A 26327-nucleotide genomic window follows, 5' to 3' on the forward strand; every position below is an offset into this window, starting at 1 on the left:
CTAAGATCATGGCCCCAACGTCGTGCTTTAGCGGGCAGGTCCACAGACTGCCCGACGCGCCGCAAGCTTACGGGGCCATGATCACTCGCCCCAAAGCAGCTCCAGCCCAAAGCCGCTCCACCGACCTTCGCGCGGCTTCCTGTCGGGCCGTCAGGGCAAGTTCAGCAACACACCCACAAGGTCGTCGACATCCCATAAGCTAAGCATCCGTGACGAGCTGACTCAGAAAGTGTGGGAGAAGCGTGGCGACGCAGCCGGATCAAGGCGCCCTCTTCGACGGCGAAGAGGAGGACGTGACCGCAGAACAAGGCGAAGCCCTATCTGTTCCCGTCGAAGAGCGACGGCTCGTTACGCAACCATACGACCTATCTCTCACCACCCTCGTAGATGACATTCGCAGGCAGCGGCTGCTCTTGAGCATTGAGTATCAGAGGAAGTACGTATGGGATCGATCTAAAGCGAGCAGGCTGATCGAAAGCTTCCTCCTCAACATTCCCGTGCCCGTCTGTTATTTCGCGGAAAACGAAGACGGCACGTACGAAGTAATCGACGGATTGCAGCGAATCCAGACGGTAAATGACTTCCTGACCGGAAAGTTCTCCCTTCGGGGGGTCTCGGTAGTTACCGAATTTGAGGGGCTGCACTTTGAAGATCTGCCCCTGAAGGAGCAGCGGCGACTTGGGAATCGCACCATTCGCTGCATCGTCATCACTGACGACTCTCATCCCGATATCAAGTTCGATGTGTTCGAGCGACTGAACACCGGTTCCGCGATGCTCGCAGCCCAAGAACTCCGCAATTGCATTTACCGAGGGTCGCTTAACTCTTTCCTCAAGGAGATCGCCAACGAGTCGTACTTCAGTCAAATCCTTGGCGGCATCAAAAATAATCGCATGGCATATGAAGAACTGGCGCTGCGATTTTTCTCTCTTTATGAGGATCTCTCTTCATATAAGCCCCCGCTTCGGCAGCTCCTCAATTCCTACATGCGGAAGCATCGAAAAGGTAGGCCGGCCGAGGATGCGGTAAAGGTATTTGAGGAGACCTGCAATTCTGTACACGAGATCTTCGGCTCTGAGGCGTTCCGGATCATGCGTGACGGTAAGTTGGGAGCATTCAATAAGGCCCTCTTCGACTCCATAATGATGGCGCTATCCTTCTCGGACCGAGGAGCGGCCATCAGCAAAGCAAACGAAGTTCGCACGCTGCGCGAAGAGCTGCTCGACCGGGAAAGTTTCCAGACGTCTATCGGTCGAGCGACGGCCGACAAGACCAGGATGCATGGCCGCATCAAGGCGTTTGCCACCGGGTTGACGCGGCTTGGCGTGCGCTGTGAACTTCCCGACCTCCCCGAACTGTGAGGGCTGATGGCCGAGCCCGCTCTGGAGTCGTACTCCGAGTTTATTGACAGTCTCCGCGAGGTCGAGACTTTGCTTGCCGCGCGCCCTACCGCTCCACTCGGGAGCGGATCGACTGCCAGCCACACGCAGGAACGTGAGCTGGTGAACGCGATCACGCGGGCCTGCGTGGTAATGCTGGTCGCCCACTTCGAAGGTTTCGTGAAAGCGGCGTTGACAGAACTCATTGATGAGATCTGCCAAGCGAAACCGCCAGCGCGTCGACTGCCTGAAGGTCTATTGGAGCTGCACACCAGGGAGCGCCTTCAAGAGATATTTGGCACGGAGGGGCCTGACCGCATCCACCGGACTCGCCGCTTGTTCACCACCTATGCTCAGCTCTGGGATGCCGACCGGGCCGTAAACCCACAGCTCTTGTCAGCCAAGCTGCTGACGAGGCAGTTCACAAACGCCAAGCCAGAGATACTCGAGGCAGTTTTCTCTCTTCTCGATGTGAATGACGTCATCACCGAGGCGGATTCCCATGTAAATGCTGCAATCCTCGCCCGAGGAGACGGTGCAACGAGCCTTAAGGTCAACGTCAAGCTGACCGAGATCGTAGAAAGAAGAAACAAGATTGCACATGGGGATCGGGCCGAGAAGCCGACCCCGTTCGAGGTCGAGTCGTACATGGTCTTCGTGAAAGACCTAGCCCAATGCATTTCCTTCATAGTTGAACGGCGCATTCAGCATTGCTGTTCTCTGAGATAAATCAGGGTGGTGTCGACGGGTCGGCCACCTTCTCTGCTCTGGGGCGACGTGCTCGAGTGAGCGCCGAGTCTGTCGTCACCTCATACGGAGTCCTTGCGGTATAGCAGCGAAGTACAGCAACCTCACCGACCAGTGACGCCCGTTGTACCGCCGACAACGCTGCTGAGCAGCCCAGCAGACCTTGCCGCCTCCCCACCCGTAGTTCGCATCGAGGAGACACGTCAGCGGGAGCAGGTTGACTCGATCACTGAGACCCCGTCGGCCTCGGATGTGCCGGACACGGATGCTTCAGACTCAGAGCATGCGGGTCTTGCAGCACTACCTGGCGCAGTCGTTGGCACCATGGGTGCAAAAGCGGCAGCCAGGGCATCATGCTTCTTTGCTCGATCACAGATGAAGCTGCAGATTGAGACACAAGAGCGATAAGTAGACCGGCAGATTCGCGCTGATTACATTAGTGTACTCCGCGCCCCCGCCGACAGGCATACGCCTAGTTCTCTTCGCGTGCGGCGGAACAGCTGAAGCGCTTGGATCAAGCAGCCAAATCCCTCGCTGCCGATCCCTACTTGCAGGAGGAAGCTCCAGCCCAAAGCCGCTCCGCCGACCTCATGAACATGTGTCGGCAGATCAGTGGGATGCACACCTACTGGAGATCGAACCATCAGGTGTCTGATTGGAGCTGCTTCTTCTTTCGATCACGCGCAAACCTAACGAAGCTGAGGAATAGTATTTGAATGCCAACTAAGGGCACGATGATACCGGCCCAGATCCAGAATGTTCCCCACCAGCCGCGATCCCCGTCAGGATCCATTATCGGGATCCAAAGAAAGTTTCCCACGATTAAAGATAACCACCTCCAGGTTTCCCTGGGGAAGCGCCCAGCCCTAAACTCGTAGAATATGGTCAGAGCCATGAGGAGCATGAATGAATAAATACCGAGCACCCACGGGACTGGATCCATGTCCGCGGACCCTTCAACGAAGCGGATTTGACGAGGCCACTCCCACAGCATGACGAAGACTAGAATTTGCACAGGGAAGGATCGCAGTAGGTCTTTTCGGACGACTTTAAGACGCTCCTCGTGCCGAATTACGAACTCCGCCAATCCTTCATACAGAGGGTTGGGGGCCGTCTCAGGGTCCAACCCATGCCGGGCGCGGACGGCTTCGGTCAGCGCCTCTTCCTGGCTCCCTGCACGAATGCGCATCCTTGCACCGCTGGCATAGGTCGCCACTTCCGCGTAAAACCCGTGAACCGTGTCGGCGTTGAGCCGTGAGGTATTTCCTATTTGGACCCAGCCAGGACTCTCGCCTACGGACCGTAACTGTTCAGTGAGATTAACCCAGAACAGTTCTTTCTTTTTCATATCGTAAACAACCCCAATAATGGGAATTCGACTCTGTCTCCAATCGTCGAAGTGGTCCTCTACGGGAATTGCATACCCCTTAGCCCGCTTGTACTTCTTACCGCTCTTCACCTGGATGGCGATCCAGTATCCCGTTCTCTTGCCGCCGCGCGTGAAGTTAACGATCATGTCCTCTCCGTGATCATTCCCTCCATCGACCTCTTGAACGATGTGATCGTTCTCCTCGAGAAGTGCGCGCAGGGCGTTGACGCCCGCCCTCTCAATCCGGCGGCTCGAACGAACAGTTGACACTGTCCCCCCTCGAAATCAGTGACGTCAGGATACTGGCAGGCACCGACAACCGACGCTGATAACAGCCATCCTGGAGTTGAGTCGAACTGAGGCCCAGGTCGCCTTGGGCGAGCACCGCGCGATCTGCTGCATCACGCCAGATCGCGCGGAAACGACGGTGAACCATGATGAAGGCCCCCGGGCCCAACGGGGCGGTATGTTGACCGTTCTCTCAGGTATGCCCCCTATCGGGTGGCCACTGATCGAACTTCCCACGCGAACGGCTCTGACGGTGACTCGGCCTGTTCGCCGCTGCTTGCCCTGGTCGACGACACCGCCGATAGCGCGACTGAATGAGTTCCTGACGCCAGTCGTGACGCCAACGGCCCCGTACGCCGACGCCAGCAGCGGACGTCAGCGGACCGCCGAGCCAGGCGAAACGGCCCCCAGGAAGCACCCCGCCCCGCCTGAAAAGCGGAAGGTCGCCGGTTCGACCCCGGCCCCAGCCACCGCAGCCCTCACCAGGGCAAAGCCCCCTCCCGGTACATCCGGAGGGGGCTTCTTCGTTGTCGATCAGGCGTCGGCGCAGATGGCGAAGGCGCTGATGCCGACGGTGTCGGTGGTGGTCTGTCGGCCCAGTCCGACCCAGCCGGTTCCGTCATCGGTGGGAAAGCTGCCGACGAGGATGGCGTCGTTGCCCCGTGCCTCGGCGCCGAGGACCTTCTTCCCCGCCGGGCAGTACACCGTGCGGCGCTGGAAGTTCGGGACGTTCTCATTGGGCAGTGAGACCAGTTGGTATCCGGGCGCTCCCTCGCCGGAGCGGGGGTGTTCGCCGGTAGCGGGCTCGGTGCTGTGGGAGCCCGGCGCGTCGGCACTGTGGGAAGCGGAAGCCTGCGCGCTGTGGGAACCGGGCGCGTCGACGCTGTTGGAGGCGGACGTCTGGCCGGCGCCGTCTCCTCCTGCCCACGCGGCGCCTGGCGTCAGAGCCAAGGCCAATGCACTGGCAGCGATGACGAGCCTTCCGCGCATGTGTGTCTCCCTTCCGTCGCAGGTCCCTGGACGGAACCGGCACCGTGACAAGCGTGACCAGGCATAACGGAAAACATGGCCCCAACAAACGGGCGAGTGTTGTGCAGCTCCCGGGAGGCGGATGCTCGCCGGTTACATCGGGGGCGCGATCGCGGTGATCGTGTGGGCCTATCCATTTCTCGCGGGCAAGCCCCCGTACTGGGCGAAGGGCTGAGAGGGAGGGTCCGGGAGGGGCGGCTGGAGCGGCCGGTGGATAACGGACGGGCGGTGGCGTTGGGGCGGCCGGTGGGCGCGGGGACGGGCGGTGCGCGCCGGGCGGGGGTGAGGGGAGAGGCGGGCGGGGCATGGGCCGGGCCGGTGCGCAGGAGGTACCGCGGAATCGGCCGCTCCCGCCGTACGCTGGGCTGATGACGCGGCTGATCGTGGCGGGCGGAGGTGGCGGGGACGCCGTCGCCGCCGCGGTGCTCGACCGGGCTCTGCGCCGGAACGCCGCGACGGGTGACCGGGCGGTGGTCCTGACCTACGCCTGGGACCGGCTTCTCGTCGATCCCGTCCCCGGGCCCCGGACTGCTGCCGACTTCACCGGGCTGCGGACGCTGACACCGAACGTGTACGCCGTGCCCGAGAACGCGCGGCCGGTGGCACCGGCCGGGTCCACGCTGCCCCGCCTGGCCGCCGAGCTGCCGCACACCTTCGCGCTGCTCGATCCCCATCACGGAGTGGAGGGCATGGTCCGGCAGCTGGAGGAGCTGATCGCGCACCTGGCCCCGGCGTCGATCGACCTGCTGGACGTGGGCGGCGACATCCTCGCCCGAGGGGACGAGCCGACCCTGCGCAGTCCGCTCGGGGACGCGCTGTCGCTCGCCGCGTGTGCGCAGGTCACCGCGGAGATCCGGCTGCTGGTCGCCGGGCCGGGGCTGGACGGGGAGATTCCGCCGGCGCTGCTGCGGGAACGGCTGGGGGCGGTGGTCCATACGCTGACCGCCGAGGACGTCGCGCCCATCGGCCCCGTCATGGAGTGGCACCCGTCGGAGGCCACCGGCATGCTCACGGCCGCGGCGCGCGGCGTGCGCGGGGTGTGCGAGGTGCGGGACGCGGGGCTGACGATCCCGCTGACGGACGATGCGCCCGTGGTGCACGAAGCGGATCTGGACGCCGCGTTCCGCCGGAACCGGCTCGCCGCCGCCATCGCCGACACGACCGGTCTGGCCGAGGCCGAGCGCCACTGCCGGGACATCTGCGGATACTCGGAGATCGACTACGAGCGGGAGAAGGCCGCACGGTCCGGGGATGCGCCCGAAGGGCCGTTCCGCCCCAGGGCCGTACTCGACCAGGTCGCCCGGTTCGCGGAGCGGGCCCGCGCCCGCGGGATCAGCCACACCACCTTCCGCCGCCTCACCGAGGCGCTCGGCCTCAGCGGCGTCCAACGCGCCGATCTGCGGGCCCTGCTGATCGGGACTCATCCAGAGCGGTACGACGCCCCGCTGTGGCGGCTGTGACCCCCCGGATGGGGTACAGTGGATCTCGCAACGCCGCCCCGAGGGGCGGGAGTTGATGCGTCGGTCGTCTAAGGAAAGATACTCGTCTCCAAACGAGGGATGTAGGTGCAAGGCCTGCTCGGCGCTCCAATATGAAGTCCCTCCCCTGGCCACCAGGGGAGGGACTTTTTCGTGGGCCGGTGGGCTTTCGTGGGCCGGGTTCCGTGGCAGGCCGCGCGGTCTTCCGTCGAGGTCCGCGCTGGGTTCCGTCGAGGTCCGCGCTGGGTTCTGTCGAGGTCGCGCCGGGTCCGTCACGTTCCATAGGAGGCCGCGCTGCCTTCCGCCAAGGTCCGCGGCGGGGCCGTCACGTTCCGTGGGGGTCCGGGCCGTCTTCTGTCAGGGGCCGCGCTGGGTTCCGTCGAAGTTGCGCCGGGTCCATCACGTTCGTCTAGGTCCGCGCCGGGACCGTCGGGGCCCGCGCCGCGTTCCGTGGCGGCGGTTCGCGGGGGCTCCGCCGGGCGGGGAGCGCCTCGCGGGCGGTCACCGCGGCCCCCCGGATGGGGTAGAGTAGATCTTGCAACGCCGCCCCGAGGGGCGGGAGTTGATGCGTCGGTCGTCTAAGGAAAGATACTCGTCTCCAAACGAGGGATGTAGGTGCAAGGCCTGCTCGGCGCTCCGATATGAAGACCCTCCCCTGGTCACCAGGGGAGGGTCTTCATCGTTCGTCTGTTCCTCTCTTCCTCTTCCGTCTCCCGCCCGCCCCCGCCCGTCCCCCGCGTCCCGCCCCTCACCACCGCATCGGCGTCGCCCCGGGCGGGCGGCCGCCCGGGTGGCGGTGGCGCCAGGTCCAGAAGACCGCGGCGGACACCAGGCACCAGCCCGCGAGCACCAGGAAGGGGAAGGGGTGCTGGTGCTCGCGGAAGTAGATCGCGGTGTGCTGGGCGTTCACCGACGCGCCCGGCGGGAGCCAGCGGCCGATCGTGCCGAGGAGGGACGGGAGCAGGGGCCAGGAGACGGCGCCGCCGGAGGAGGGGTTGCCCAGGAGCACCATCAGGCCCCAGGTGGGGATGAGCGCCCAGCGCCCGAAGAGGACGTTGAACATCGAGAACACCAGCCCCGAGGTGACCATCGTCAGCGCCAGGATCGACCAGGACTCCCAGAAGGGCAGTCGCAGCGCGCCCAGCCCCCAGTCGACGATCGCCGCGATCGTGAAGCCGCCGAGCAGGGCGTACGCGACGATGAAGGCGATCCGCTCGGCCGGGTTGAGCGGGGAGGCGTTCACGCTCAGCTGGATGGCGCCGAGGAAGCCGATGATCGTGGCGGCCAGCGAGATGTAGAAGACCGCGAGGCCGCGCGGATCGCCGCGCTGGAGCGGTTTCACGTCCCTGACCGTGGTCGGCACCCCGGAGGCCCGGCCGACTTTGTCGGCCGCCGCGGTGAGCACCTCGGCGACGGTCGCCCCCGCCGCGCCGGCGACGTCCATCTCGACGCGGTGGTCGCGCATCCGCAGGATGGCGAAGACCCGCTGCTCCTCCAGGGACCAGCGGGCCCCGGCGTAGTCGGGGTAGGGATGCAGCCGGAGGGAGGCGTTCAGGGCCTTCTCCATACCGGCGATGAACCGGTCCCGCGCGGCGGTGCCGTGATCGCTGATCACGACGGCGGTGGGGATCTTCCGGGGTGTGGGGTTGGCGAAGGCGTAGGTGTACGACCCCGCGAAGAGCCCCGCGCCCGCGGAGATGATCAGCACGATGACGCTCGCGGGGAAGAATGGGGTCCGTTTGAAGGACGTCCACGCCGATCGCAGTGATCGGCGCTCGGGGTCTGGGTGCTGCGCCAGGTCATCGGCCATGAGGTCACGCTAAAGCGCGCATCCCGGACATATCGTGCGACGCGGCGCGGACGGAAATGGTTCGCCAGCCGTTTTCCGAAGGTGAGATCCTGGGATCCGTATGTCCACCACGCCTGCCCCCGCCCTGCCCGCCCTGCTGGAGCGGCTGCCCGAGCTGATGCTGCGCGACCAGCAGCGGCTGGGACGCCGGCTCGACGGGGCGCGCCGGATCCGTAAGCCCGAGGCCCGTGCGGCCGTGCTCGAGGAGATCGCCGAGGAGGTCACGCGTGCCGAGCTGAGGGTCGCGGACCGCCGCGCCGCCGTGCCGGCCGTCACCTATCCGGAAGAGCTGCCGGTCAGCCAGAAGAAGGACGCGATCCTCGAAGCCGTCCGGGATCACCAGGTGGTGATCGTCGCGGGTGAGACCGGCTCCGGGAAGACCACCCAGATTCCGAAGATCTGCCTGGAGCTGGGGCGGGGCGTCAAGGGCCTTATCGGCCATACGCAGCCGCGCCGTATCGCGGCCCGCACGGTGGCCGAGCGCATCGCCGAGGAGCTGCGGTCGCCGCTGGGCGAGTCGGTCGGCTGGAAGGTCCGCTTCACCGACCAGGTGAGCAAGGACACCCACGTCAAGCTGATGACCGACGGCATTCTGCTCGCCGAGATCCAGACCGACCGCGAGCTGCGCCAGTACGACACGATCATCATCGACGAGGCCCATGAGCGCAGCCTCAACATCGACTTCCTGCTCGGCTATCTGGCGCGGCTGCTGCCCCGCCGCCCCGACCTCAAGGTCGTGATCACCTCCGCCACCATCGACCCCGAGCGCTTCTCCCGCCATTTCGGCGACGCCCCGATCGTCGAGGTCAGCGGGCGTACGTATCCGGTCGAGGTGCGCTACCGCCCGCTGCTGGAGGAGGGCGGCGAGGACAGCGACCGGGACCAGATCACCGCGATCTGCGACGCGGTCGACGAGCTCCGGGCCGAGGGCCCCGGCGACATCCTGGTCTTCCTCTCCGGTGAGCGGGAGATCCGCGACACCGCCGACGCGCTGAACAAGAAGAAGCTCCCGGCGACCGAGGTCCTTCCGCTGTACGCGCGGCTGTCCCACGCCGAGCAGCACCGGGTCTTCCAGAGACACACCGGCCGCCGGATCGTGCTGGCGACGAACGTCGCCGAGACCTCGCTGACCGTCCCCGGCATCCGCTACGTGATCGATCCGGGCGCCGCCCGGATCTCCCGCTACAGCCACCGCACCAAGGTCCAGCGGCTGCCCATCGAGCCGATCTCGCAGGCCAGCGCCAATCAGCGCAAGGGCCGCTGCGGCCGGACCAGCGACGGCATCTGCATCCGGCTGTACTCCGAGGAGGACTTCCTCACCCGCCCGGAGTTCACCGACGCCGAGATTCTCCGGACCAACCTGGCCTCCGTCATCCTCCAGATGACCGCCGCCGGCCTCGGCGACATCGAGAAGTTCCCCTTCATCGATCCGCCGGACCGCCGCAACATCAAGGACGGCATCCAGCTCCTGGAGGAGCTGCACGCCCTGGACAGCACGCAGAAGGACCCGCGCAAACGGCTCACCCAGGTCGGCCGGAAGCTGGCCCAGCTGCCGGTGGACCCCAGGCTGGCCCGGATGGTGCTGGAGGCGGACCGCAACGGCTGTGCCCGCGAGGTCATGGTGATCGCGGCGGCGCTGTCCATCCAGGACCCGCGCGAGCGCCCCTCCGACAAGCAGCAGCAGGCGGACCAGAGCCACGCCCGCTTCAAGGACGAGACCAGCGACTTCCTGGCCTTCCTCAATCTGTGGAAGTACATCCGGGAGCGGCAGAAGGAGCTGTCCTCGTCCGCCTTCCGCCGGATGTGCCGCAATGAATACCTCAACTATCTGCGCATACGCGAATGGCAGGACATCTACAGCCAGCTGCGCACGGTCGCCAAGACCATGGACATCCACATGTCCGAGCAGGACGCGGCGCCGGAGCACATCCACACCGCGCTGCTGTCCGGGCTGCTGTCCCACGTCGGCCTGAAGGACCCGGACAAGAACGAGTACCTGGGCGCGCGGAGCGCCAAGTTCGCGGTCTTCCCCGGCTCGGCGCTGTTCAAGAAGCCGCCGCGGTGGGTGATGTCGGCGGAGCTGGTGGAGACGTCCCGGCTGTGGGCCCGGGTCAACGCGCGGATCGAGCCGGAGTGGATCGAGCCGCTCGCCCAGCACCTGGTCAAACGCACCTACAGCGAACCGCACTGGGAACAGAAGCAGGCCGCGGTGATGGCGTACGAGCGGGTCACGCTCTACGGCGTGCCGATCGTCGCCCAGCGGAAGGTCAACTACGGCCGGATCGACCCGGAGACCAGCCGCGATCTGTTCATCCGCAACGCCCTGGTGGAGGGCGACTGGCGCACCCACCACCAGTTCTTCCACGACAACCGGAAACTGCTGGGCGAGGTCGAGGAGCTGGAGCACCGCGCCCGGCGCCGCGACATCCTCGTGGACGACGAGACGCTCTTCGACTTCTACGACCAGCGGATCCCCGAGCACGTGGTCTCTGGCGCGCACTTCGACTCCTGGTGGAAGCACAAGCGGCGGGAGGAGCCGGAGCTCCTCACCTTCGAGAAGTCGATGCTCATCAACGAGCGGGCGCAGGGCGTCACCAAGGACGCCTATCCGGACTCCTGGCGCCAGGGGAAGCTCAAGTTCAAGGTGACCTACCAGTTCGAGCCGGGGGCGGACGCGGACGGCGTGACCGTCCACATCCCGCTCCAGGTGCTCAACCAGGTCACCGCGGACGGTTTCGACTGGCAGATCCCGGGCCTGCGCGAGGACCTGGTCACCGAGCTGATCCGCTCGCTGCCCAAACCGGTCCGCCGTCACTACGTCCCGGCGCCCAACTACGCCAAGCGGTTCCTGGAAAGCGCTGTCCCCTTCCAGGCGCCGCTGACGGCGGCGCTGGGGCGCGAGCTCCAGCGGATGGTGGGCGTGCGGATCGAACCGGAGGACTGGGACCTGGCGAAGGTCCCCGACCATCTCAAGATCACCTTCCGGGTGGTGGACGAGCGGCGCCGCAAGCTCGCCGAGGACAAGGACCTGGAGGCGCTCCAGCAGCGGCTGCGGCCGAAGACGCGGGCCGCGATCTCCAAGGCGTTCGAGTCCTCCAAGGAGGCCGTGGGGATCGAGCAGCGCGGCGGGCTGACCCGGTGGACGGTCGGGACGCTGCCGCGCACCTTCGAGACCCGCCGCGGCGGCCAGCCGGTCAAGGCGTATCCGGCGCTCGTCGACGAGGGCGCGTCGGTGGCCGTGCGGCTCTTCGACACCGAGGCCGAGCAGCGGGAGGCGATGTGGCGGGGGACGCGCCGGCTGATCCTGCTCCAGCTGCCGTCCAGCCCCGCCAAGTTCGTCCAGGGCAAGCTCTCCAACCAGGCCAAGCTGGCGCTCTCCAGCAGCCCGCACGGCAGCGTGCAGGCGCTCTTCGACGACTGCGTGGCCGCGGCGGCCGACCGGCTGATCGCGGCCCGTGGCGGACCGGCCTGGGACGAGGAGTCGTTCCGCAAGCTCTTCGACGCGGTGCGCGCCGACATCATGGACGCCACGCTGGACACCGTGCGCAAGGTCCAGGAGGTGCTGGCGGCCTGGCAGTCGTGCGAGCGCCGGCTGAAGGCCACCAGCAGCCCCGTTCTGCTGCCCTCCCTCACCGACATCAGGGAGCAGCTCTCGGAGCTCGTCACACCGGGTTTCGTGACCGCGCACGGCGTACGGCGGCTTCCGGACCTCATGCGCTATCTGGTGGCCGTGGACCGGCGGCTGCAGCAGCTTCCGGGCAACGCCGACCGGGACCGCGCCCGGATGGCGAAGGTGCGGGAGATGCGGGACGAGTACGCCTGGCTGCTGGAGCAGTTCCCGCCGGGGCGCCCGGTGCCCCAGGAGGTGCTGGAGATCCGGTGGATGATCGAGGAGCTGCGGGTCAGCTACTTCGCGCACGCGCTCGGCACCGCCTATCCGGTGTCCGACAAGCGCATCGTGAAGGCCATCGACGCGGCGGCGCCGTAGGCGCCCGGCGGGGCTCGGGCGGGCCGCCGGGGCCCCGCCGGGCGCGAGTTCGACCGCACCCCCTGACCTGCTGTAGAGTCTGCATCGCAGCGCACACCGGCGCGGCGCACGGCGGCGGAGCCGCAGGCGTCACTGTTGGTCCTGTGGAGCAGTTTGGAGTGCTCGCCACCCTGTCAAGGTGGAGGCCGCGGGTTCAAATCCCGTCAGGACCGCTTTCCCGGAAGGCCCGGATCCATTCATGGATCCGGGCCTTTCGCATCTTGACGGCCCACCACCGGCAGCGGTACCCAGACTAAAAGGTGTGCGTGGGGGTGCGCGGGAGGTGCGGCGTATGACGACGACCGCGAAGCATGAGACCAGGGCGCTGCTGCGCGCCCATCTGGCGGCCGCCACGGGCTACCGCCACTTCACCCGGCACTGCCCGGTCTGCCATCGCCTGCTGCGGCTGGCGATGGAACCGACCGGGGCCGAGGAGGCCAGGGGGGCCGGGGAGGCCGGGAACACGATCGAAGGCGCGCAGACGGCCACAGCGCCACCGTCAACTCGGTAAGCCCTTACCGCAGTTGCCTTGTACCGCAATCTGTGGGCACGGAGCAACGGCCGGGCGGCGTGACGGGAGTCACTGAATGAGTTTCCGGAGTGAGGGAACTTACACGCCGCTCTTCATGGGTCAATTTAATATGTGCAATTGCACCGTCTGTCCGCGCCCCCCCGGAAGAGCCCCGCAGGACCCCCGGGAGACCTCCGGAAGGCCCTTCGGAGCCGCCCCGGGAGAGCCCCGAGGCTTCCCACGAGGCCCGAACGAGTGCTACTCCAGGGGCACTTGAGGCCCACTGGAGGATCCCTCCGGTTGACCGCCGCCGGGGCATAAAAAGATCGCGCCGGACCCGGCGGAGTCCAGCGCGATCAACGACGCACCCATGTCGAGCGGTGGAGGGCCTGTTGGGGCAGGCACCCGTCGTGTGGAGCTATACAGGCGAAAACCGGGCTGGGGGAGCCCGGAAATGCCCGGTTATGCGGTTGTTCAGGCCTCGCTGCGCTGCTGCGGGATGCCCGCAAGAAGTGCACGGACCTCCGCTTCGCGGTAGCGCCGATGCCCTCCGAGCGTGCGGATGGACGTGAGCTTGCCTGCCTTGGCCCAGCGCGTGACCGTCTTCGGGTCCACGCGGAACATCGTGGCAACCTCAGCCGGGGTCAGCAGCGGCTCGGCATCAGGGGTGCGAGCGGTCATGAGCGGCCTCCTCGGGAGAACCGAACCATCACGGTTCTTTCCTCTAAATTCTGCACCTTGACCCGCGTTGCCCGAAATGGCGGACGCGGGCCGAGTCGGTTATAGGACGAACGGCTTGTCCTCGGCACTACAACTACACCATCTGTCCAGCCGCGTCGGCCAAACCGATGGAATTGCCCTCTCAGGTGTCCAACCTCAACGGAAGCCGATGGACCATGTCATAGCGGACAGTCACATGGCCGTGACGATCAGTCACAACAGGATCAGGGGTCACCAGATCCGTCAAGGCGTGCAATACCGATGAATCCGCCCATAGTTGGGCGGAAGGAGTCCCTCCCGGACTCCTTGTCCTATTTTGACACGAGGATGGGGGATTGCCGCAAGGCCCGAAGTCAGTGCTTTAGGTCACGATTGAGGCAATGGCCCGGATCGGGACCTACGTCCCCTCTGTGCCGGCGCACCGCTCGACCGGCGAGGACGCCGGTGGCGGTCAGCTCGCGTTCTGCCGCCCGCGCACCACGCTCCAGCGGTCGGTCAGCCGCTCGTAGGCGCCGCCCGCCCGCTCCCCGTCCCCGTCGCGCAGTGCCGCGAGGCCCTCCGCCACATCCGCGGCCGAGTGGTCGTCCTCCAGCTGTCCGGCCGGCACCGTGTGCACCAGACCGCCGTAGTCCAGCTCCACCAGCGACCGGGGGTGGAACTCCTCCAGCCACCGGCCGACGTCCACCAGCCCGTCGATCAGCGGCCCCTCGCCGAGAGCCTCCTTGAGCACCTTAAGGCCACGCGCCACCCGGCGCCTCGCCTGGACCATCGGGGTGCGGTAACGGAGGATGAGACCCTCGTCACCCTTGGTGTATTCGCGCTCCTCGTCGGAGAAGAGCACGAACCAGCGCACCGGTACGTGCCAGGTGGCCGAGCGGATCCACGGCCGGGCGTCCGGGTTGCGCTCCAGCCACCGCTCGTAGTCCGCCACCGCCTGCCGGCGCACCACCGGGGGCAGGGCCGCGTCCAGAAGGGGCCCGGGAAGGCGCTCCGGCAGCTCTTCCAGGGCCAGCCAGCCCCTCAGCCGCGTCCGCCACGGGCAGACGCATGTGACGCCGTCCACGACCGTCACAAAGGCGTCCGCGCTCTCGTGCACCGGGACCGCCACCGGCGGCACCGGCAGCAGGTCCGCCAGCGAACGGCGCAGCTCGTCCTGCGCGCCCGGCAGGTCGTCGCGCTTGGCGTACCGCGCCCAGTGCGACCTCTCCGGCTCCGGGAACGCTGCCAGTGGCTCATAGACCCGGAGATACGCCGCGTACGGGACAATCACCGAAGACGCCACGGTCACACGCGCTCCCTCAAGGCTGAGACCACCGCCAGGGGCTCCCTACCCCCACCTGACGGCATCGTCCCATGCCCGGCGGCCGGACTCGTCGGGGACATGGCCGATCCGCCACGGCCCCAGGGCTTACCCTCTTGCCCACGGCCCTCCCCACCAGCCAGGAGGGCGTCTACTCCGACCTATGGGAGTCACCACCGTGACCGACGTACGTCACACCGTCAGCGCCGACGGTCCGACGGAGAGTCGCGTGCCGAACCCTCTCTCACCCCTCACGACGCTGTTCCGGTCCGATCTCGGCGGGCATGAGCAGGTCCTGCTCTGCCAGGACCGGGAGAGCGGCCTGAAGGCCGTCATCGCCATCCACTCGACCGCCCTGGGCCCGGCGCTCGGCGGCACCCGTTTCCACGCCTACGCCGCCGAGGAGCACCCCGAGGAAGCGGCGGTCCTCGACGCGCTCAACCTCGCCCGCGGCATGTCCTACAAGAACGCGCTCGCCGGGCTCGACCACGGCGGCGGCAAGGCCGTGATCCTCGGCGATCCCGAGGAGATCAAGACCGAGGAGCTGCTGCTCGCCTACGGCCGCTTCGTGGCCTCCCTCGGTGGCCGCTACGTCACCGCGTGCGACGTGGGCACCTACGTGGCCGACATGGACGTCATCGCCCGTGAGTGCCCCTGGACCACCGGCCGCTCCCCCGACAGCGGCGGCGCCGGCGACTCCTCGGTGCTGACCGCCTTCGGCGTCTTCCAGGGCATGCGGGCGAGCGCCCAGGCGTCCTGGGGCGCGCCCACGCTGCGCGGCCGCCGGGTCGGCATCGCCGGGGTCGGCAAGGTCGGCCACCACCTGGTGGAGCACCTGCTGGAGGACGGCGCCGAGGTCGTGGTCACGGATGTGCGCGGCGAGTCGGTGGACCGCGTGCTGGCCCGCCACCCCCGCGTCCAGGCGGTCCGGGACACCGAGGCGCTGATCCGTGCCGACCTGGACGTCTACGCCCCGTGCGCGCTCGGCGGCGCCCTGGACGACGCCACGGTGCCCGTCCTGACCGCGAAGGTGGTGTGCGGCGCGGCCAACAACCAGCTGGCCCATCCGGGCGTCGAGAAGGATCTGGACGGCCGCGGGATCCTCTACGCGCCGGACTACGTGGTGAATGCCGGTGGTGTCATCCAGGTGGCGGATGAGCTGCACGGTTTCGATTTCGATCGGGCCAAGGCGAAGGCAGCAAAGATCTTCGATACGACTTTGGCCATATTCGATCGGGCACGGACCGATGGCATCCCGCCCGCCGCAGCCGCCGACCGGCTGGCCGAGCAGCGGATGGCAGAGGGCCGCAACGCCTGACGCGGGGCGGGCGCGGGCGCCACGGGAATGCCACCGGCATGGCCCAGGAGGCGCCTGAGAGCCGCTGGAAGCGTCTGGGGGCGCCGCCCGGGACGTGACGCGGACAGGCCGTGCGGGACCCTGCCTGGGCCCGCCGGACGGGGGACGCGGGAGCCCCCTGGGGGGGGCCACTGGGGAGAGATCCCTCACGGCCTGTCGGCGGGTCGGCGCCCACGACACGTTAAAATCGCAGCTGACCAGCGAGGAACGGGCTCCTCGCGGGTCCTGCCTCGTGGCACGTCGTGTGGGCGACGTACCGTATGGCCACAGAAGCAGGTACCGTTGAAGCCCTACGGACCGGTCTCTCTCCCGAGAGCCCGCTCCGACTTATGAACGTGAACGCGTGTCAAGACTCTGGGGCCGTCGAGCCCCGTCGTTGAGGGGGTCGAGCCATGGGGCGCGGCCGGGCCAAGGCCAAGCAGACGAAGGTCGCCCGCCAGCTGAAGTACAACAGCGGTGGGACGGATCTCTCACGCCTGGCCGAGGAGCTGGGCGCATCGACATCGAGCCAGCCACCGAATGGCGAGCGGTTCGAGGACGATGAGCTGGACGACGACCCGTACGCACAGTACGCGGATCTGTACAACAACGATGAGGACGAGGACGACGACCAGTCCGATCCGTCCCGGCAGCGCCGCCGCGCCTGAACCACGCGTTCGAGGCGCTCGGCTTTTCGCCGCACACCTCCACCGGTCCGGGGCTCCCGCCCCGGACCGGCTTCTGTGCTGTCCGCGCACCCGGCGCGGCCGGATCAGGCCGCATAATCACCGGTCAGCGTGACCGCTCCGGCGTCCCCGGCCGTCCGCTCGGTGATCTCACCGCTGACCCAGGCGTCGACACCGCGGTCGGCGAGCGTGGTGAGCGCCACATCGACGGAACCGGCCGGGACGACCGCCATCATGCCGACGCCCATGTTGAGGGTCTTCTCCAGCTCCAGGCGGTCGACCGAACCGGCCTGCCCGACCAGCTGGAAGATCGCGTCCGGGGTCCAGGTCGAGCGGTCCACGACCGCGCGCAGCCCGTCGGGGATGACCCGGGCGAGGTTGTTGGCGAGCCCGCCGCCGGTGATGTGCGAGAAGGCGTGCACCTCGGTGGTGCGGGTGAGGGCCAGGCAGTCCAGCGAGTAGATCCGGGTGGGCTCCAGCAGCTCCTCCCCCAGCGTCCGGCCGAGCTCCGGCACCTCGCGGTCCAGCGCCCAGCCGGCCCGGTCGAAGAGCACATGGCGTACGAGCGAGTACCCGTTCGAGTGAAGTCCGGAGGATGCCATGGCGATCACCGCATCACCCGTTCGGATACGGTCCGCGCCCAGCACCTGGTCGGCCTCGACCACGCCGGTGCCGGCCCCGGCGACGTCGAAGTCATCCGCGCCCAGCAGCCCCGGGTGTTCGGCGGTCTCGCCGCCCACCAGGGCGCAGCCCGCGAGGGCGCACCCCTCGGCGATGCCCTTGACGATGGCGGCGACGCGCTCGGGGTGGACCTTGCCGACACAGATGTAGTCGGTCATGAAGAGCGGCTCGGCGCCGCAGACCACCAGGTCGTCCACGACCATGCCGACCAGGTCGCGGCCGATGGTGTCGTACACGCCCATCCGCCGGGCGATGTCCACCTTGGTGCCCACCCCGTCGGTGGCGGAGGCGAGCAGCGGACGCCGGTAGCGGGCCAGGGCGGAGGCGTCGAAGAGCCCGGCGAAGCCGCCGAGCCCGCCCACGACCTCGGGGCGGCTCGCCTTCTTCACCCACTCCTTCATCAGCTCGACGGCGCGGTCGCCCGCCTCGATGTCGACGCCCGCGGCGGCGTAGGTGGACCCGGACTCGGACGGGCGTGTCATGACGTTGTGATCTTTCGTATCGGGGATGACAGGCGTGCGGCGCTCAGGGGCGGCGCAGGGCGTCGGCGCCGCCGACACCAGCGGTCAGCGTCGTCACACCGTCGGCGTCGGCGCTGCTCGGGGCCTGTGTCTCGGATTCCAGGAGGTGCTTGCCCAGCAGCTCCGGATCCGGCAGCTCCATCGGGTACTCGCCGTCGAAGCAGGCACGGCACAGATCCGGCTTGGCGATCGTGGTCGCCTCGATCATGCCGTCGATGGAGATGTACGCCAGCGAGTCGGCGCCCAGCGACTTGCCGATCTCCTCGACCGAGAGACCGTTGGCGATCAGCTCGGCGCGGGTGGCGAAGTCGATGCCGAAGAAGCACGGCCACTTGATCGGCGGGGACGAGATCCGGATGTGGACCTCGGCGGCCCCGGCCTCGCGGAGCATCCGCACCAGGGCGCGCTGGGTGTTGCCGCGGACGATCGAGTCGTCGACGACCACCAGGCGCTTGCCCCGGATGACCTCCTTGAGCGGGTTCAGCTTGAGCCGGATGCCGAGCTGGCGGATGGTCTGCGAGGGCTGGATGAAGGTCCGGCCCACATAGCTGTTCTTGACCAGCCCGGAACCGTACGGGATCCCGCTGGCCTCGGCGTAGCCGACGGCGGCGGGGGTGCCGGACTCCGGTGTCGCTATGACGAGGTCGGCGTCGGCCGGGGACTCCTTGGCCAGCCGGCGGCCCATCTCGACCCGGGACAGGTACACGTTCCGGCCCGCGATGTCGGTGTCGGGGCGGGCGAGGTACACGTACTCGAAGACACAGCCCTTGGGCCGGGCCTCGGCGAAGGTGGAGGAGCGCAGCCCGTTCTCGTCGATGGCGACCAGCTCGCCGGGCTCGATCTCGCGGATGAAGGACGCGCCCACGATGTCCAGGGCGGCGGTCTCGGACGCCACCACCCAGCCGCGCTCGAGGCGGCCGAGGACCAGCGGGCGGACGCCCTGGGGGTCACGCGCCGCGTACAGCGTGTGCTCGTCCATGAAAACGAGGCTGAAAGCACCCTTGACCTTGGGCAGCACGATGGGGGCCGCCTGCTCGACGGTCAGCGGCTTGCCGTCCTCGTCCACCTGGCCCGCGAGCAGGGCGGTGACGAGGTCGGTGTCGTTGGTCGCCGCGACCTGGGTGGCCCGGCCGCCGTCCCGGGGCAGGGCCGCGACCAGCTCCGCCAGCTCCACGGTGTTGACCAGGTTCCCGTTGTGGCCGAGCGCGATCGAGCCGTGGGCCGTGGCCCGGAAGGTGGGCTGCGCGTTCTCCCACACCGAGGCCCCGGTGGTGGAGTAACGGGCATGACCGACCGCGATATGGCCCGTGAGGGAGCCGAGGGAAGTTTCGTCGAAGACCTGTGAGACCAGGCCCATGTCCTTGAAGACGAGGATCTGGGAGCCGTTGCTCACCGCGATGCCCGCGGACTCCTGTCCACGGTGCTGCAGTGCGTACAGCCCGAAGTAGGTGAGTTTGGCGACCTCTTCACCCGGGGCCCAGACTCCGAAAACGCCGCAGGCGTCCTGGGGGCCCTTCTCACCGGGGAGCAGGTCGTGGCTGAGTCGTCCGTCACCACGTGGCACGTCATCGAGTCTAGGCCAGTTCCGCGGTGCCTCCGAACGAGGGACCCGTCAGGGGGGCGTATGTCACATTCCTCCGCGCCTCCCCGGGCCCCCGGAATCCCGCCCCGTCCCGCCCCCGACCTGCGGACGGCCGCGGGCCGGGATACGTGGCCGAGGCAAGGATCACATCTCGCGCGGTTCCCGCGGCGGCCCCCGCTACCCGCGTCGCCCACCGGCCGGGCGCCGCCGCGCGGATCCCGGCCGCGCGCCCCGCCCCGCCCTCGCGCTCCTCCCCGGGGGCCGTCAGCCGAGCACGGGGAGGTGGGCGGAGAGGTCCGCGCGGTCGCCGCTCGCGGTCAGCCGCGCCGACTCCAGGGCTTCGGCCCAGGCCAGGCGGCCCGTGGCGAGGCGGATCCAGGTCAGCGGGTCGGTCTCGACGACGTTCGGCGGGGTGCCGCGGGTGTGCCGGGGACCCTCGACGCACTGGACCACGGCGAACGGGGGGATCCGGACCTCGACCGAGCCGCCGGGCGCCTTCGCCGCGAGGGCGTCGGCGAGCACCCGGGCCGCGGTGGCCAGGGCCTGGCGGTCGTGGGGGACGGGGACGCCGGTGGCGGCCGTCAGATCGTCGGCGTGGACGACCAGCTCCACACAGCGGGTGACCAGGTAGTCGTCGAGCCGCATCGCCCCGACGCGGGTGGCCAGCAGCCGGTCGCCGGGCGCCACGGCGGCCGTCTCGGCGAACCGGGCCGCCTCGCGCTCGAGCAGCCCGCCCGGGTCTGTACCCGCCGTACCCGCCGCATCCGCCGCGAACGCGTGGGTATCGGTGTCGATCGCCGCCGAGTGCGCGGCCGTCGCCGTGGCCCAGCCGGTGGCGGTGACCTCCCGCACGGGCGGCGCGGGCCGCTCCAGGAGACGGCCGACGGACGACACGGCCATGGCCAGATGCGCGATCAGCTCCCGGACCGTCCAGTCACCGAGCCGGGTCGGGGCGGCCAGGCCCTTCTCGTCCAGCCCCCCGACCGCCTCCCGCACACGGCGCAGCTGCGCGGTCACGGCGGTCCGGGTCTTGGCGGGGTCATAGCTGCGGGCACGGGCACGAGACGGCATGGCGGAGAGCTTAGAGGAGGCCCGGAGGGGAGCAGGATGGAGGAAGAAGGGTTATCTATCGGTACGAAAGGTGTGAAATCCCATGGGCGAGCACCCCGATTGCGCCCTGGTGCGTCGCGCCTGTACGGCCTTCTCGGAGGGCGATCTGGACACGGTGGCGACACTGATCACCTCGGATGTCGTCCACCATGTGCCGGGTGACAACGCGATCTCCGGACACCACAAGGGCCGGGACGCCTGCATGGAGCTGTACCGCACGATGTCCGAGGAGACCGGTGGCACCATGCGGACCGAGCTGGAGACGGTGATGTGCGACGGACGCGGGCACGCGATGGCCGTCCACCGCCTGCGCGCGGAGCGCGGAAACCGCGGCCTCGACATGAAGAACGGAGAATTCTTCACCATCGTCGGCGGCAAGATCACCGACATCGACGAATGCGCCGAGAACATCGACGCCCTGAACGCGTTCTGGGGCACGTGAGGTACGGGCCGGGGCACCTGAGTCCCGGCCGGGACACGCTCCCCGACGGACCGTACGGCCCGCCCCCTGCCAGGGGACGGGCCGTACGTCATGCGGCCGTGGCGCGGACCGTCAGGCCAGCAGACCCGGGATCGTCGCCTCGTGCGCCTGACGCAGCTCGGCCAGCGGGAGGGAGAACTGCCCCTGGACCTCGATCGCGTCGCCGTCGATCACGCCGATACGGGTCGCCGGAAGCCCGCGCGCCCCGCACATGTCGTTGAAGCGGACCTCCTCGCTGCGCGGTACCGCGACGATCGCCCGGCCCGCGGACTCGGAGAACAGCAGCACGAAGGGGTCCACGCCGTCGGGGACGACGATCCGGGCGCCCTTGCCGCCGCGCAGACACGACTCGGCCAGCGCCTGGATCAGCCCGCCGTCGGACAGGTCGTGGGCCGCGTCCACCATGCCGTCGCGGGAGGCGGAGATCAGGATCTCGGCGAGCAGCCGCTCACGTTCCAGGTCCACCTTCGGCGGCAGTCCGCCGAGGTGGTCGTGGATCACCTGCGACCAGGCCGATCCGCCCAGCTCGTCAGCGGTGTCGCCGAGCAGGTAGAGCAGCTGGCCCTCCTCCGCGAAGGCGATCGGGGTGCGGCGGGCCACATCGTCGATGACGCCGAGGACGGCGACCACCGGCGTCGGGTGGATGGCCACCTCCCCGGTCTGGTTGTACAGCGACACATTGCCGCCGGTGACCGGGGTGCCCAGGGCCAGACAGCCGTCGGCGAGCCCCCGGGTGGCCTCCGCGAACTGCCACATGACCGCGGGGTCCTCCGGCGAGCCGAAGTTGAGGCAGTTGGAGATGGCGAGCGGCTTGGCGCCGGACGCGGCCACGTTGCGGTAGGACTCGGCGAGCGCGAGCTGCGCCCCCGCGTACGGGTCCAGCTTGGCGTAACGGCCGTTGCCGTCCGTGGCGACGGCCACGCCCAGGCCCGTCTCCTCGTCCACCCGGACCATGCCGGAGTCCTCGGGCTGGGCGAGGACCGTGTTGCCCTGGACGAAGCGGTCGTACTGATCGGTGACCCAGGACTTGGACGCCTGGTTCGGGGCCGAGACCACCTTCAGGACCTGTTCGCGCAGCTCCTCGGCGGTGGCCGGACGCGGCAGCCTGCCCGCGTCGTCGGCCTGGAGCGCGTCCTGCCACTCGGGGCGGGCGTAGGGGCGCTCGTAGACCGGGCCCTCGTGGGCGACGGTGCGCGGCGGGACGTCGACGATCTGCTCGCCGTGCCAGTAGATCTCCAGCCGCTCGCCGTCGGTGACCTCACCGATGACGGTGGCGATCACGTCCCACTTCTCGCAGATCTGCAGGAAGCGGTCGACCTTCTCGGGCTTCACGATCGCGCACATGCGCTCCTGCGACTCGCTCATCAGGATCTCCTCGGGGGAGAGCGAGGAGTCGCGCAGCGGCACGGTGTCCAGCTCGACCCGCATCCCGCCGGAGCCGGCGCTGGCCAGCTCGCTGGTGGCGCAGGACAGACCCGCGCCGCCGAGGTCCTGGATGCCCTCGACCAGGTCCTCCTTGAAGACCTCCAGGGTGCACTCGATGAGCAGCTTCTCCTGGAAGGGGTCGCCGACCTGGACGGCGGGGCGCTTCGTCGGCTTCCCGGTGCCGGAGGCGCTGTCGCCCGCGGCGTCGAAGGTCTCCGAGGCCAGCACGGAGACGCCGCCGATGCCGTCGCCGCCGGTGCGGGCGCCGTAGAGGATCACCTTGTTGCCGGCGCCGGACGCCTTGGCGAGGTGGATGTCCTCGTGCTTCATCACGCCCACGCAGAGCGCGTTGACCAGCGGGTTGCCCTGGTAGCAGGCGTCGAAGACGACCTCGCCGCCGATGTTGGGCAGGCCCAGGCAGTTGCCGTAGCCGCCGATGCCCGCGACGACGCCGGGCAGCACCCGCTTGGTGTCGGGGTGGTCGGCGGCGCCGAAGCGCAGCGGGTCCATGACGGCCACCGGGCGGGCGCCCATGGCGAGGATGTCGCGGACGATGCCGCCGACGCCGGTGGCCGCGCCCTGGTAGGGCTCGACGTACGAGGGGTGGTTGTGCGACTCGACCTTGAAGGTGACCGCGTAGCCCTGGCCGACGTCGACCACGCCCGCGTTCTCGCCGATGCCGACGAGCAGGGCGTCGCTCTCGGGGGCCTTCTCGCCGAACTGCCGCAGATGGACCTTGCTCGACTTGTACGAGCAGTGCTCGGACCACATGACGGAGTACATCGCGAGCTCGGCGCCGGTGGGGCGGCGGCCCAGGATGGCGCGGATGCGCTCGTACTCGTCCTGCTTGAGACCGAGCTCGGCCCAGGGCTGCTCGGCGTCCGGGGTCTGCGCCGCGTGCTTGACAGTGTCGAGGGTCACGCTCGGTCGCTCCTTCGCGCGCTGTGGATCTGTAGTCGCGGGCTGGGGCGCTCGGTCGCTCCCTCGGCCGTTCCGGCGTCCAGGGTCATGCGCTGACCAGCCTCTTGAGGATCGAGGTGAAGAATCCGAGACCGTCGGTGCGACCGGTGCCGATCAGCGGTTCGACGGCGTGCTCGGGGTGGGGCATGAGGCCGACGACATTGCCCGCCGCATTGCAGATACCGGCGATGTCGCGCAGCGAGCCGTTGGGGTTGAGGTCCTGATAGCGGAAGACGACGCGTCCCTCGGCCTCGAGTTCATCGAGGACGCGCTCATCGGCGACATAGCGGCCGTCGATGTTCTTCAGCGGGATGTTGATCTCCTGGCCCTGCTCGTAGGAGCGGGTCCAGGCGGTCTCCGCGTTTTCCACTCGCAACTTCTGATCACGGCAGATGAAGTGCAGATGGTTGTTCCGCAGCATCGCACCGGGGAGGAGATGGGTCTCGGTGAGAACCTGGAAGCCATTGCAGATGCCAAGCACCGGCATACCGGCCTTCGCCTGGTCGATCACCGACTCCATTACCGGGGAGAACCGGGAGATCGCACCGGCCCGCAGATAGTCGCCGTAGGAGAAGCCGCCCGGCAGGATCACCGCGTCGACCTGCCGCAGGTCCTTGTCGCGGTGCCACAGCGGCACGGGGGTGAGTCCGGCGGTGCGGACCGCGCGCTGGGTGTCGCGGTCGTCGAGGGTGCCGGGGAAGGTGATGACTCCGACGCGTGCGGTCACGACTCCGCCTTCACGGCGGCGACGTCGGCGCCCTCGCCGGCCTCGACCTTCACGGAGAAGTCCTCGATCACGGTGTTCGCCAGGAAGGTCTCGGCGATCTCATGGATACGGGCGAGGGCGGCGTCGTCGACCGGGCCCTCCACCTCAAGTTCAAAGCGCTTGCCCTGGCGGACGTCGGCGATCCCCTCGAAGCCGAGGCGGGGCAGTGCTCGCTGCACCGCCTGGCCCTGGGGGTCGAGGATCTCCGGCTTGAGCATGACGTCGACTACGACGCGTGCCACTGGCACTCCCGGTGGTGTGGTGCTGGTGCGTAAGGCGGTGGCCCAAGCCTACCCCGGCAGAAAATCTACGCGAGTAGATAAGCGATGGTTCGGTCACGTTTAAGCATCGTCGGCGGCAACTGACAGGGAAAGGTCACAGAAAAACGTATGGTCCCGACCACGGCGTGACACGCGGAGGGAATTACCGGGTTCACAATGCAATGCCAGGCGCTGTACAAATGAAAAAGCATTGTTCGACAACAACTGGACAGCTGGCATCCATGCACGTCAACGCATCGATGCAGCCCGAAAGGACCGATATCCGTGGCGCAGCGCGTAGTGGTCACGCTCTCCGACGACCTCGAGGGAGGCGAAGCGGAAGAGACGGTCACGTTCGGACTCGACGGCAAGTTGTACGAGATCGACCTCAACTCTGCCAATGCGTCGAAACTGCGCGACGTTCTCGCGCCGTACGTGGAGGCCGGCCGCAAGCGGGCCCGCTCGGGCAAGACGTACCGCCGCACCGCCGTCGCCCCGGACCCGGCGGCGGTGCGCGCCTGGGCCAGGTCGCACGGCATGGAGGTGCCCCCGCGCGGCCGGATCCCCAAGAAGGTCTACGAAGCCTTCAACGAGTCGGCCTGAGCGGCCCGTTCAGCCGAGTTGCACAGCACCCCCGGTGATCCGCTAAAGTCTGGAGCACGCCGAGGGGCGAGGCCGAAAGGCCGGAACCCCGAGGAAGACACCATGCGGGTGTAGCTCAGTAGTAGAGCGCCCCCTTTCCAAGGGGGAGGCGCAGTGTGCGATCCCTGTCACCCGCTCTCATCACCTATCGTCCTCCGCTCGGGAGGATCAGGTAGAGTGATGCACGCGCCGATCGGTGAAAGCCGGTCGGAGGCATGCGGACGTGGCTCAGTTGGTAGAGCATCACCTTGCCAAGGTGAGGGTCGCGAGTTCGAATCTCGTCGTCCGCTCCAGATATGAGGCGCCGGTCCAATCGACCGGCGCCTCATGTGTTTTCCCCCACTTCGCGCGCCGCCTTCCCCGGCACCGGCCGACGTCCGATGACATATGTCATCCGGGCCGATGACAGCGCGCACTACTGCGCCGGTCAGGGCGGCGGAAGCCTGGAGCCATGCATACCGGTGACAGCGCGATCGACGTGAACGACCTGCGGCGCAGATACGGCCCCGCCGGGTCCCAGGGCTTCGACGCGGTCCGGGGGATCTCCTTCTCGGTGGCCCGCGGGGAACTGTTCGCCCTGCTGGGCACGAACGGCGCGGGCAAGACCTCCACCCTGGAGCTGCTGGAGGGGCTCGCCGCCCCGACCGGCGGCACGGTGCGGGTGCTCGGCCATGAACCGTACCGGGAACGGGCGAAGGTCCGGCCGCGGATCGGGGTGATGCTCCAGGAGGGCGGTTTCCCGCCCGAACTGACGGCCCTGGAGACCGCGCGGATGTGGGCGGGCTGCACCAGCGGCGCCCGCCCCGTGGCGGAGAGCCTGGAGCTGGTCGGGCTCACCGGGCGCCGGAACGTCCGGGTCAAGATGCTCTCCGGCGGTGAGCGCCGCCGGCTGGACCTGGCGCTCGCGCTGCTGGGCCGCCCCGAGGTGCTCTTCCTCGACGAACCGACCACCGGACTGGACGCGGAGAGCCGGCGGGAGACCTGGGAACTGGTGCGCGCCCTGCGGGACCAGGGCACCACGGTCCTGCTGACCACCCACTACCTGGAGGAGGCCGAAACCCTGGCCGACCGGCTGGCGATCATGCACGCGGGACGGATCGCCACCTCGGGCCGGGTCGCCGACATCGTGGCCGAGCGGCCCTCGCGGCTCTCCTTCACCCTCCCCGCCGACGTCCGCCCC

The 26327-nt window shown here is 68.3% G+C and carries 21 protein-coding genes and 3 tRNA genes; 13 read left to right on the top strand and 11 right to left on the bottom strand.

Annotated elements, in window-relative coordinates; translation table 11 throughout:
• Positions 1-242 precede the first annotated feature (242 nt).
• Together AXW62_RS29010 and AXW62_RS29015 are read left to right on the top strand one after the other, a co-directional pair.
• Entirely contained in the window at positions 243-1361 is a 1119-nt protein-coding gene (locus AXW62_RS29010; RefSeq protein ID WP_060947134.1) for a DUF262 domain-containing protein, read from the top strand.
• Between the two features lie 6 nt (positions 1362-1367).
• Positions 1368-2108, top strand: coding sequence for an MAE_28990/MAE_18760 family HEPN-like nuclease (locus tag AXW62_RS29015; RefSeq protein WP_060947135.1), 741 nt, complete (start codon positions 1368-1370; stop codon positions 2106-2108).
• Between the two features lie 661 nt (positions 2109-2769).
• Here AXW62_RS29015 and AXW62_RS41610 read toward each other — a convergent pair.
• Positions 2770-3765, bottom strand: a complete 996-nt coding sequence (locus AXW62_RS41610; RefSeq protein WP_079115860.1) for a DUF4365 domain-containing protein — start codon at positions 3763-3765, stop codon at positions 2770-2772.
• A 552-nt stretch (positions 3766-4317) separates the two neighbouring features.
• A complete protein-coding gene (locus AXW62_RS29025) occupies positions 4318-4734 on the bottom strand; it encodes a hypothetical protein (RefSeq protein ID WP_252368779.1) in 417 nt (138 codons plus the stop codon).
• A gap of 446 nt (positions 4735-5180) precedes the next feature.
• Between AXW62_RS29025 and AXW62_RS29030 the strand changes: the two genes are divergently transcribed.
• On the top strand, positions 5181-6272 hold the full coding sequence (locus AXW62_RS29030; protein WP_060947138.1) for a DUF1152 domain-containing protein: 1092 nt from the start codon (positions 5181-5183) through the stop codon (positions 6270-6272).
• A 766-nt stretch (positions 6273-7038) separates the two neighbouring features.
• On the opposite strand, the gene AXW62_RS29035 is transcribed toward AXW62_RS29030, so the two are convergent.
• Positions 7039-8100, bottom strand: coding sequence for an ABC-2 transporter permease (locus tag AXW62_RS29035; RefSeq protein WP_060947139.1), 1062 nt, complete (start codon positions 8098-8100; stop codon positions 7039-7041).
• Between the two features lie 100 nt (positions 8101-8200).
• Between AXW62_RS29035 and hrpA the strand changes: the two genes are divergently transcribed.
• From hrpA to AXW62_RS43290, 3 genes are all read left to right on the top strand, one after another.
• A complete protein-coding gene (hrpA, locus tag AXW62_RS29040; RefSeq protein WP_060947140.1) occupies positions 8201-12127 on the top strand; it encodes an ATP-dependent RNA helicase HrpA in 3927 nt (1308 codons plus the stop codon).
• 137 nt (positions 12128-12264) lie between these two features.
• Positions 12265-12339: transfer RNA gene (locus AXW62_RS29045), tRNA-Asp, on the top strand.
• A gap of 119 nt (positions 12340-12458) precedes the next feature.
• Entirely contained in the window at positions 12459-12677 is a 219-nt protein-coding gene (locus tag AXW62_RS43290; protein ID WP_102884968.1) for a DUF6274 family protein, read from the top strand.
• Between the two features lie 474 nt (positions 12678-13151).
• Here the strand turns inward: AXW62_RS43290 and bldC are convergent, their stop codons facing one another.
• Together bldC and AXW62_RS29055 are read right to left on the bottom strand one after the other, a co-directional pair.
• Positions 13152-13358, bottom strand: coding sequence for a developmental transcriptional regulator BldC (gene bldC, locus AXW62_RS29050; protein ID WP_003949541.1), 207 nt, complete (start codon positions 13356-13358; stop codon positions 13152-13154).
• Positions 13359-13848: 490 nt separating this feature from the next.
• A complete protein-coding gene (locus AXW62_RS29055) occupies positions 13849-14685 on the bottom strand; it encodes a DUF8083 family protein (RefSeq protein WP_030836036.1) in 837 nt (278 codons plus the stop codon).
• A gap of 175 nt (positions 14686-14860) precedes the next feature.
• Here AXW62_RS29055 and AXW62_RS29060 point away from each other — a divergent pair, with 175 nt between their 5' ends.
• Both AXW62_RS29060 and AXW62_RS29065 read left to right on the top strand, forming a co-directional pair.
• Positions 14861-16015 carry a Leu/Phe/Val dehydrogenase gene (locus tag AXW62_RS29060; protein WP_060947141.1) on the top strand — a complete coding sequence of 385 codons (1155 nt, stop codon included), beginning with the start codon at positions 14861-14863 and terminating at the stop codon, positions 16013-16015.
• Between the two features lie 431 nt (positions 16016-16446).
• Positions 16447-16701 (top strand): DUF3073 domain-containing protein, encoded by a 255-nt coding sequence (locus tag AXW62_RS29065; protein ID WP_030836041.1) that lies wholly within the window; start codon positions 16447-16449, stop codon positions 16699-16701.
• Between the two features lie 104 nt (positions 16702-16805).
• Here the strand turns inward: AXW62_RS29065 and purM are convergent, their stop codons facing one another.
• The 3 genes from purM to AXW62_RS29080 form a co-directional block, all read right to left on the bottom strand.
• Complete coding sequence (gene purM / locus AXW62_RS29070; protein WP_060947142.1) at positions 16806-17882, bottom strand: phosphoribosylformylglycinamidine cyclo-ligase; 1077 nt, start codon at positions 17880-17882, stop codon at positions 16806-16808.
• A 43-nt stretch (positions 17883-17925) separates the two neighbouring features.
• On the bottom strand, positions 17926-19485 hold the full coding sequence (gene purF, locus AXW62_RS29075) for an amidophosphoribosyltransferase (RefSeq protein WP_060947143.1): 1560 nt from the start codon (positions 19483-19485) through the stop codon (positions 17926-17928).
• A 282-nt stretch (positions 19486-19767) separates the two neighbouring features.
• Complete coding sequence (locus tag AXW62_RS29080) at positions 19768-20574, bottom strand: maleylpyruvate isomerase family mycothiol-dependent enzyme (protein WP_060947144.1); 807 nt, start codon at positions 20572-20574, stop codon at positions 19768-19770.
• An 82-nt stretch (positions 20575-20656) separates the two neighbouring features.
• Between AXW62_RS29080 and AXW62_RS29085 the strand changes: the two genes are divergently transcribed.
• Positions 20657-21055, top strand: coding sequence for a nuclear transport factor 2 family protein (locus AXW62_RS29085; protein WP_030836054.1), 399 nt, complete (start codon positions 20657-20659; stop codon positions 21053-21055).
• A 111-nt stretch (positions 21056-21166) separates the two neighbouring features.
• Here AXW62_RS29085 and purL read toward each other — a convergent pair whose 3' ends face one another.
• From purL to purS, 3 genes are all read right to left on the bottom strand, one after another.
• The gene (gene purL / locus AXW62_RS29090) at positions 21167-23440 is read right to left on the bottom strand and encodes a phosphoribosylformylglycinamidine synthase subunit PurL (protein WP_060947145.1); all 2274 of its coding nucleotides are present in this window, start codon (positions 23438-23440) and stop codon (positions 21167-21169) included.
• Between the two features lie 85 nt (positions 23441-23525).
• Positions 23526-24206 carry a phosphoribosylformylglycinamidine synthase subunit PurQ gene (gene purQ / locus AXW62_RS29095; RefSeq protein ID WP_030836059.1) on the bottom strand — a complete coding sequence of 227 codons (681 nt, stop codon included), beginning with the start codon at positions 24204-24206 and terminating at the stop codon, positions 23526-23528.
• Positions 24203-24493 (bottom strand): phosphoribosylformylglycinamidine synthase subunit PurS, encoded by a 291-nt coding sequence (purS, locus tag AXW62_RS29100; RefSeq protein ID WP_079115861.1) that lies wholly within the window; start codon positions 24491-24493, stop codon positions 24203-24205. Before purS ends, purQ begins: the two co-directional genes overlap by 4 nt.
• 297 nt (positions 24494-24790) lie before the next feature.
• Between purS and AXW62_RS29105 the strand changes: the two genes are divergently transcribed.
• The 4 genes from AXW62_RS29105 to AXW62_RS29120 all read left to right on the top strand — a co-directional run.
• A complete protein-coding gene (locus AXW62_RS29105; RefSeq protein ID WP_030836065.1) occupies positions 24791-25108 on the top strand; it encodes a histone-like nucleoid-structuring protein Lsr2 in 318 nt (105 codons plus the stop codon).
• A gap of 104 nt (positions 25109-25212) precedes the next feature.
• A tRNA-Gly gene (locus AXW62_RS29110) sits at positions 25213-25284 on the top strand.
• 80 nt (positions 25285-25364) lie between these two features.
• Positions 25365-25440: transfer RNA gene (locus AXW62_RS29115), tRNA-Gly, on the top strand.
• Between the two features lie 158 nt (positions 25441-25598).
• Positions 25599-26327, top strand: a 729-nt coding sequence (locus AXW62_RS29120; protein WP_060947147.1) for an ABC transporter ATP-binding protein, incomplete at its 3' end; no start/stop codon positions are given.

It is taken from the genome of Streptomyces hygroscopicus subsp. hygroscopicus, assembly GCF_001553455.1.
GTDB classification, from domain to species: domain Bacteria; phylum Actinomycetota; class Actinomycetes; order Streptomycetales; family Streptomycetaceae; genus Streptomyces; species Streptomyces hygroscopicus.

What these genes read in the sequence shown, in the direction of transcription:
- AXW62_RS29085 (WP_030836054.1), top strand. Translation starts at nt 20,657, where the DNA reads ATGGGCGAGCACCCCGATTGCGCCCTGGTGCGTCGCGCCTGTACGGCC.
- AXW62_RS29015 (WP_060947135.1), top strand. Translation starts at nt 1,368, where the DNA reads ATGGCCGAGCCCGCTCTGGAGTCGTACTCCGAGTTTATTGACAGTCTC.
- AXW62_RS29035 (WP_060947139.1), bottom strand. Translation starts at nt 8,100, where the DNA reads ATGGCCGATGACCTGGCGCAGCACCCAGACCCCGAGCGCCGATCACTG.
- AXW62_RS29065 (WP_030836041.1), top strand. Translation starts at nt 16,447, where the DNA reads ATGGGGCGCGGCCGGGCCAAGGCCAAGCAGACGAAGGTCGCCCGCCAG.
- AXW62_RS29030 (WP_060947138.1), top strand. Translation starts at nt 5,181, where the DNA reads ATGACGCGGCTGATCGTGGCGGGCGGAGGTGGCGGGGACGCCGTCGCC.
- purM (WP_060947142.1), bottom strand. Translation starts at nt 17,882, where the DNA reads ATGACACGCCCGTCCGAGTCCGGGTCCACCTACGCCGCCGCGGGCGTC.
- AXW62_RS29060 (WP_060947141.1), top strand. Translation starts at nt 14,861, where the DNA reads ATGGGAGTCACCACCGTGACCGACGTACGTCACACCGTCAGCGCCGAC.
- hrpA (WP_060947140.1), top strand. Translation starts at nt 8,201, where the DNA reads ATGTCCACCACGCCTGCCCCCGCCCTGCCCGCCCTGCTGGAGCGGCTG.
- bldC (WP_003949541.1), bottom strand. Translation starts at nt 13,358, where the DNA reads ATGACCGCTCGCACCCCTGATGCCGAGCCGCTGCTGACCCCGGCTGAG.
- AXW62_RS29080 (WP_060947144.1), bottom strand. Translation starts at nt 20,574, where the DNA reads ATGCCGTCTCGTGCCCGTGCCCGCAGCTATGACCCCGCCAAGACCCGG.
- AXW62_RS43290 (WP_102884968.1), top strand. Translation starts at nt 12,459, where the DNA reads ATGACGACGACCGCGAAGCATGAGACCAGGGCGCTGCTGCGCGCCCAT.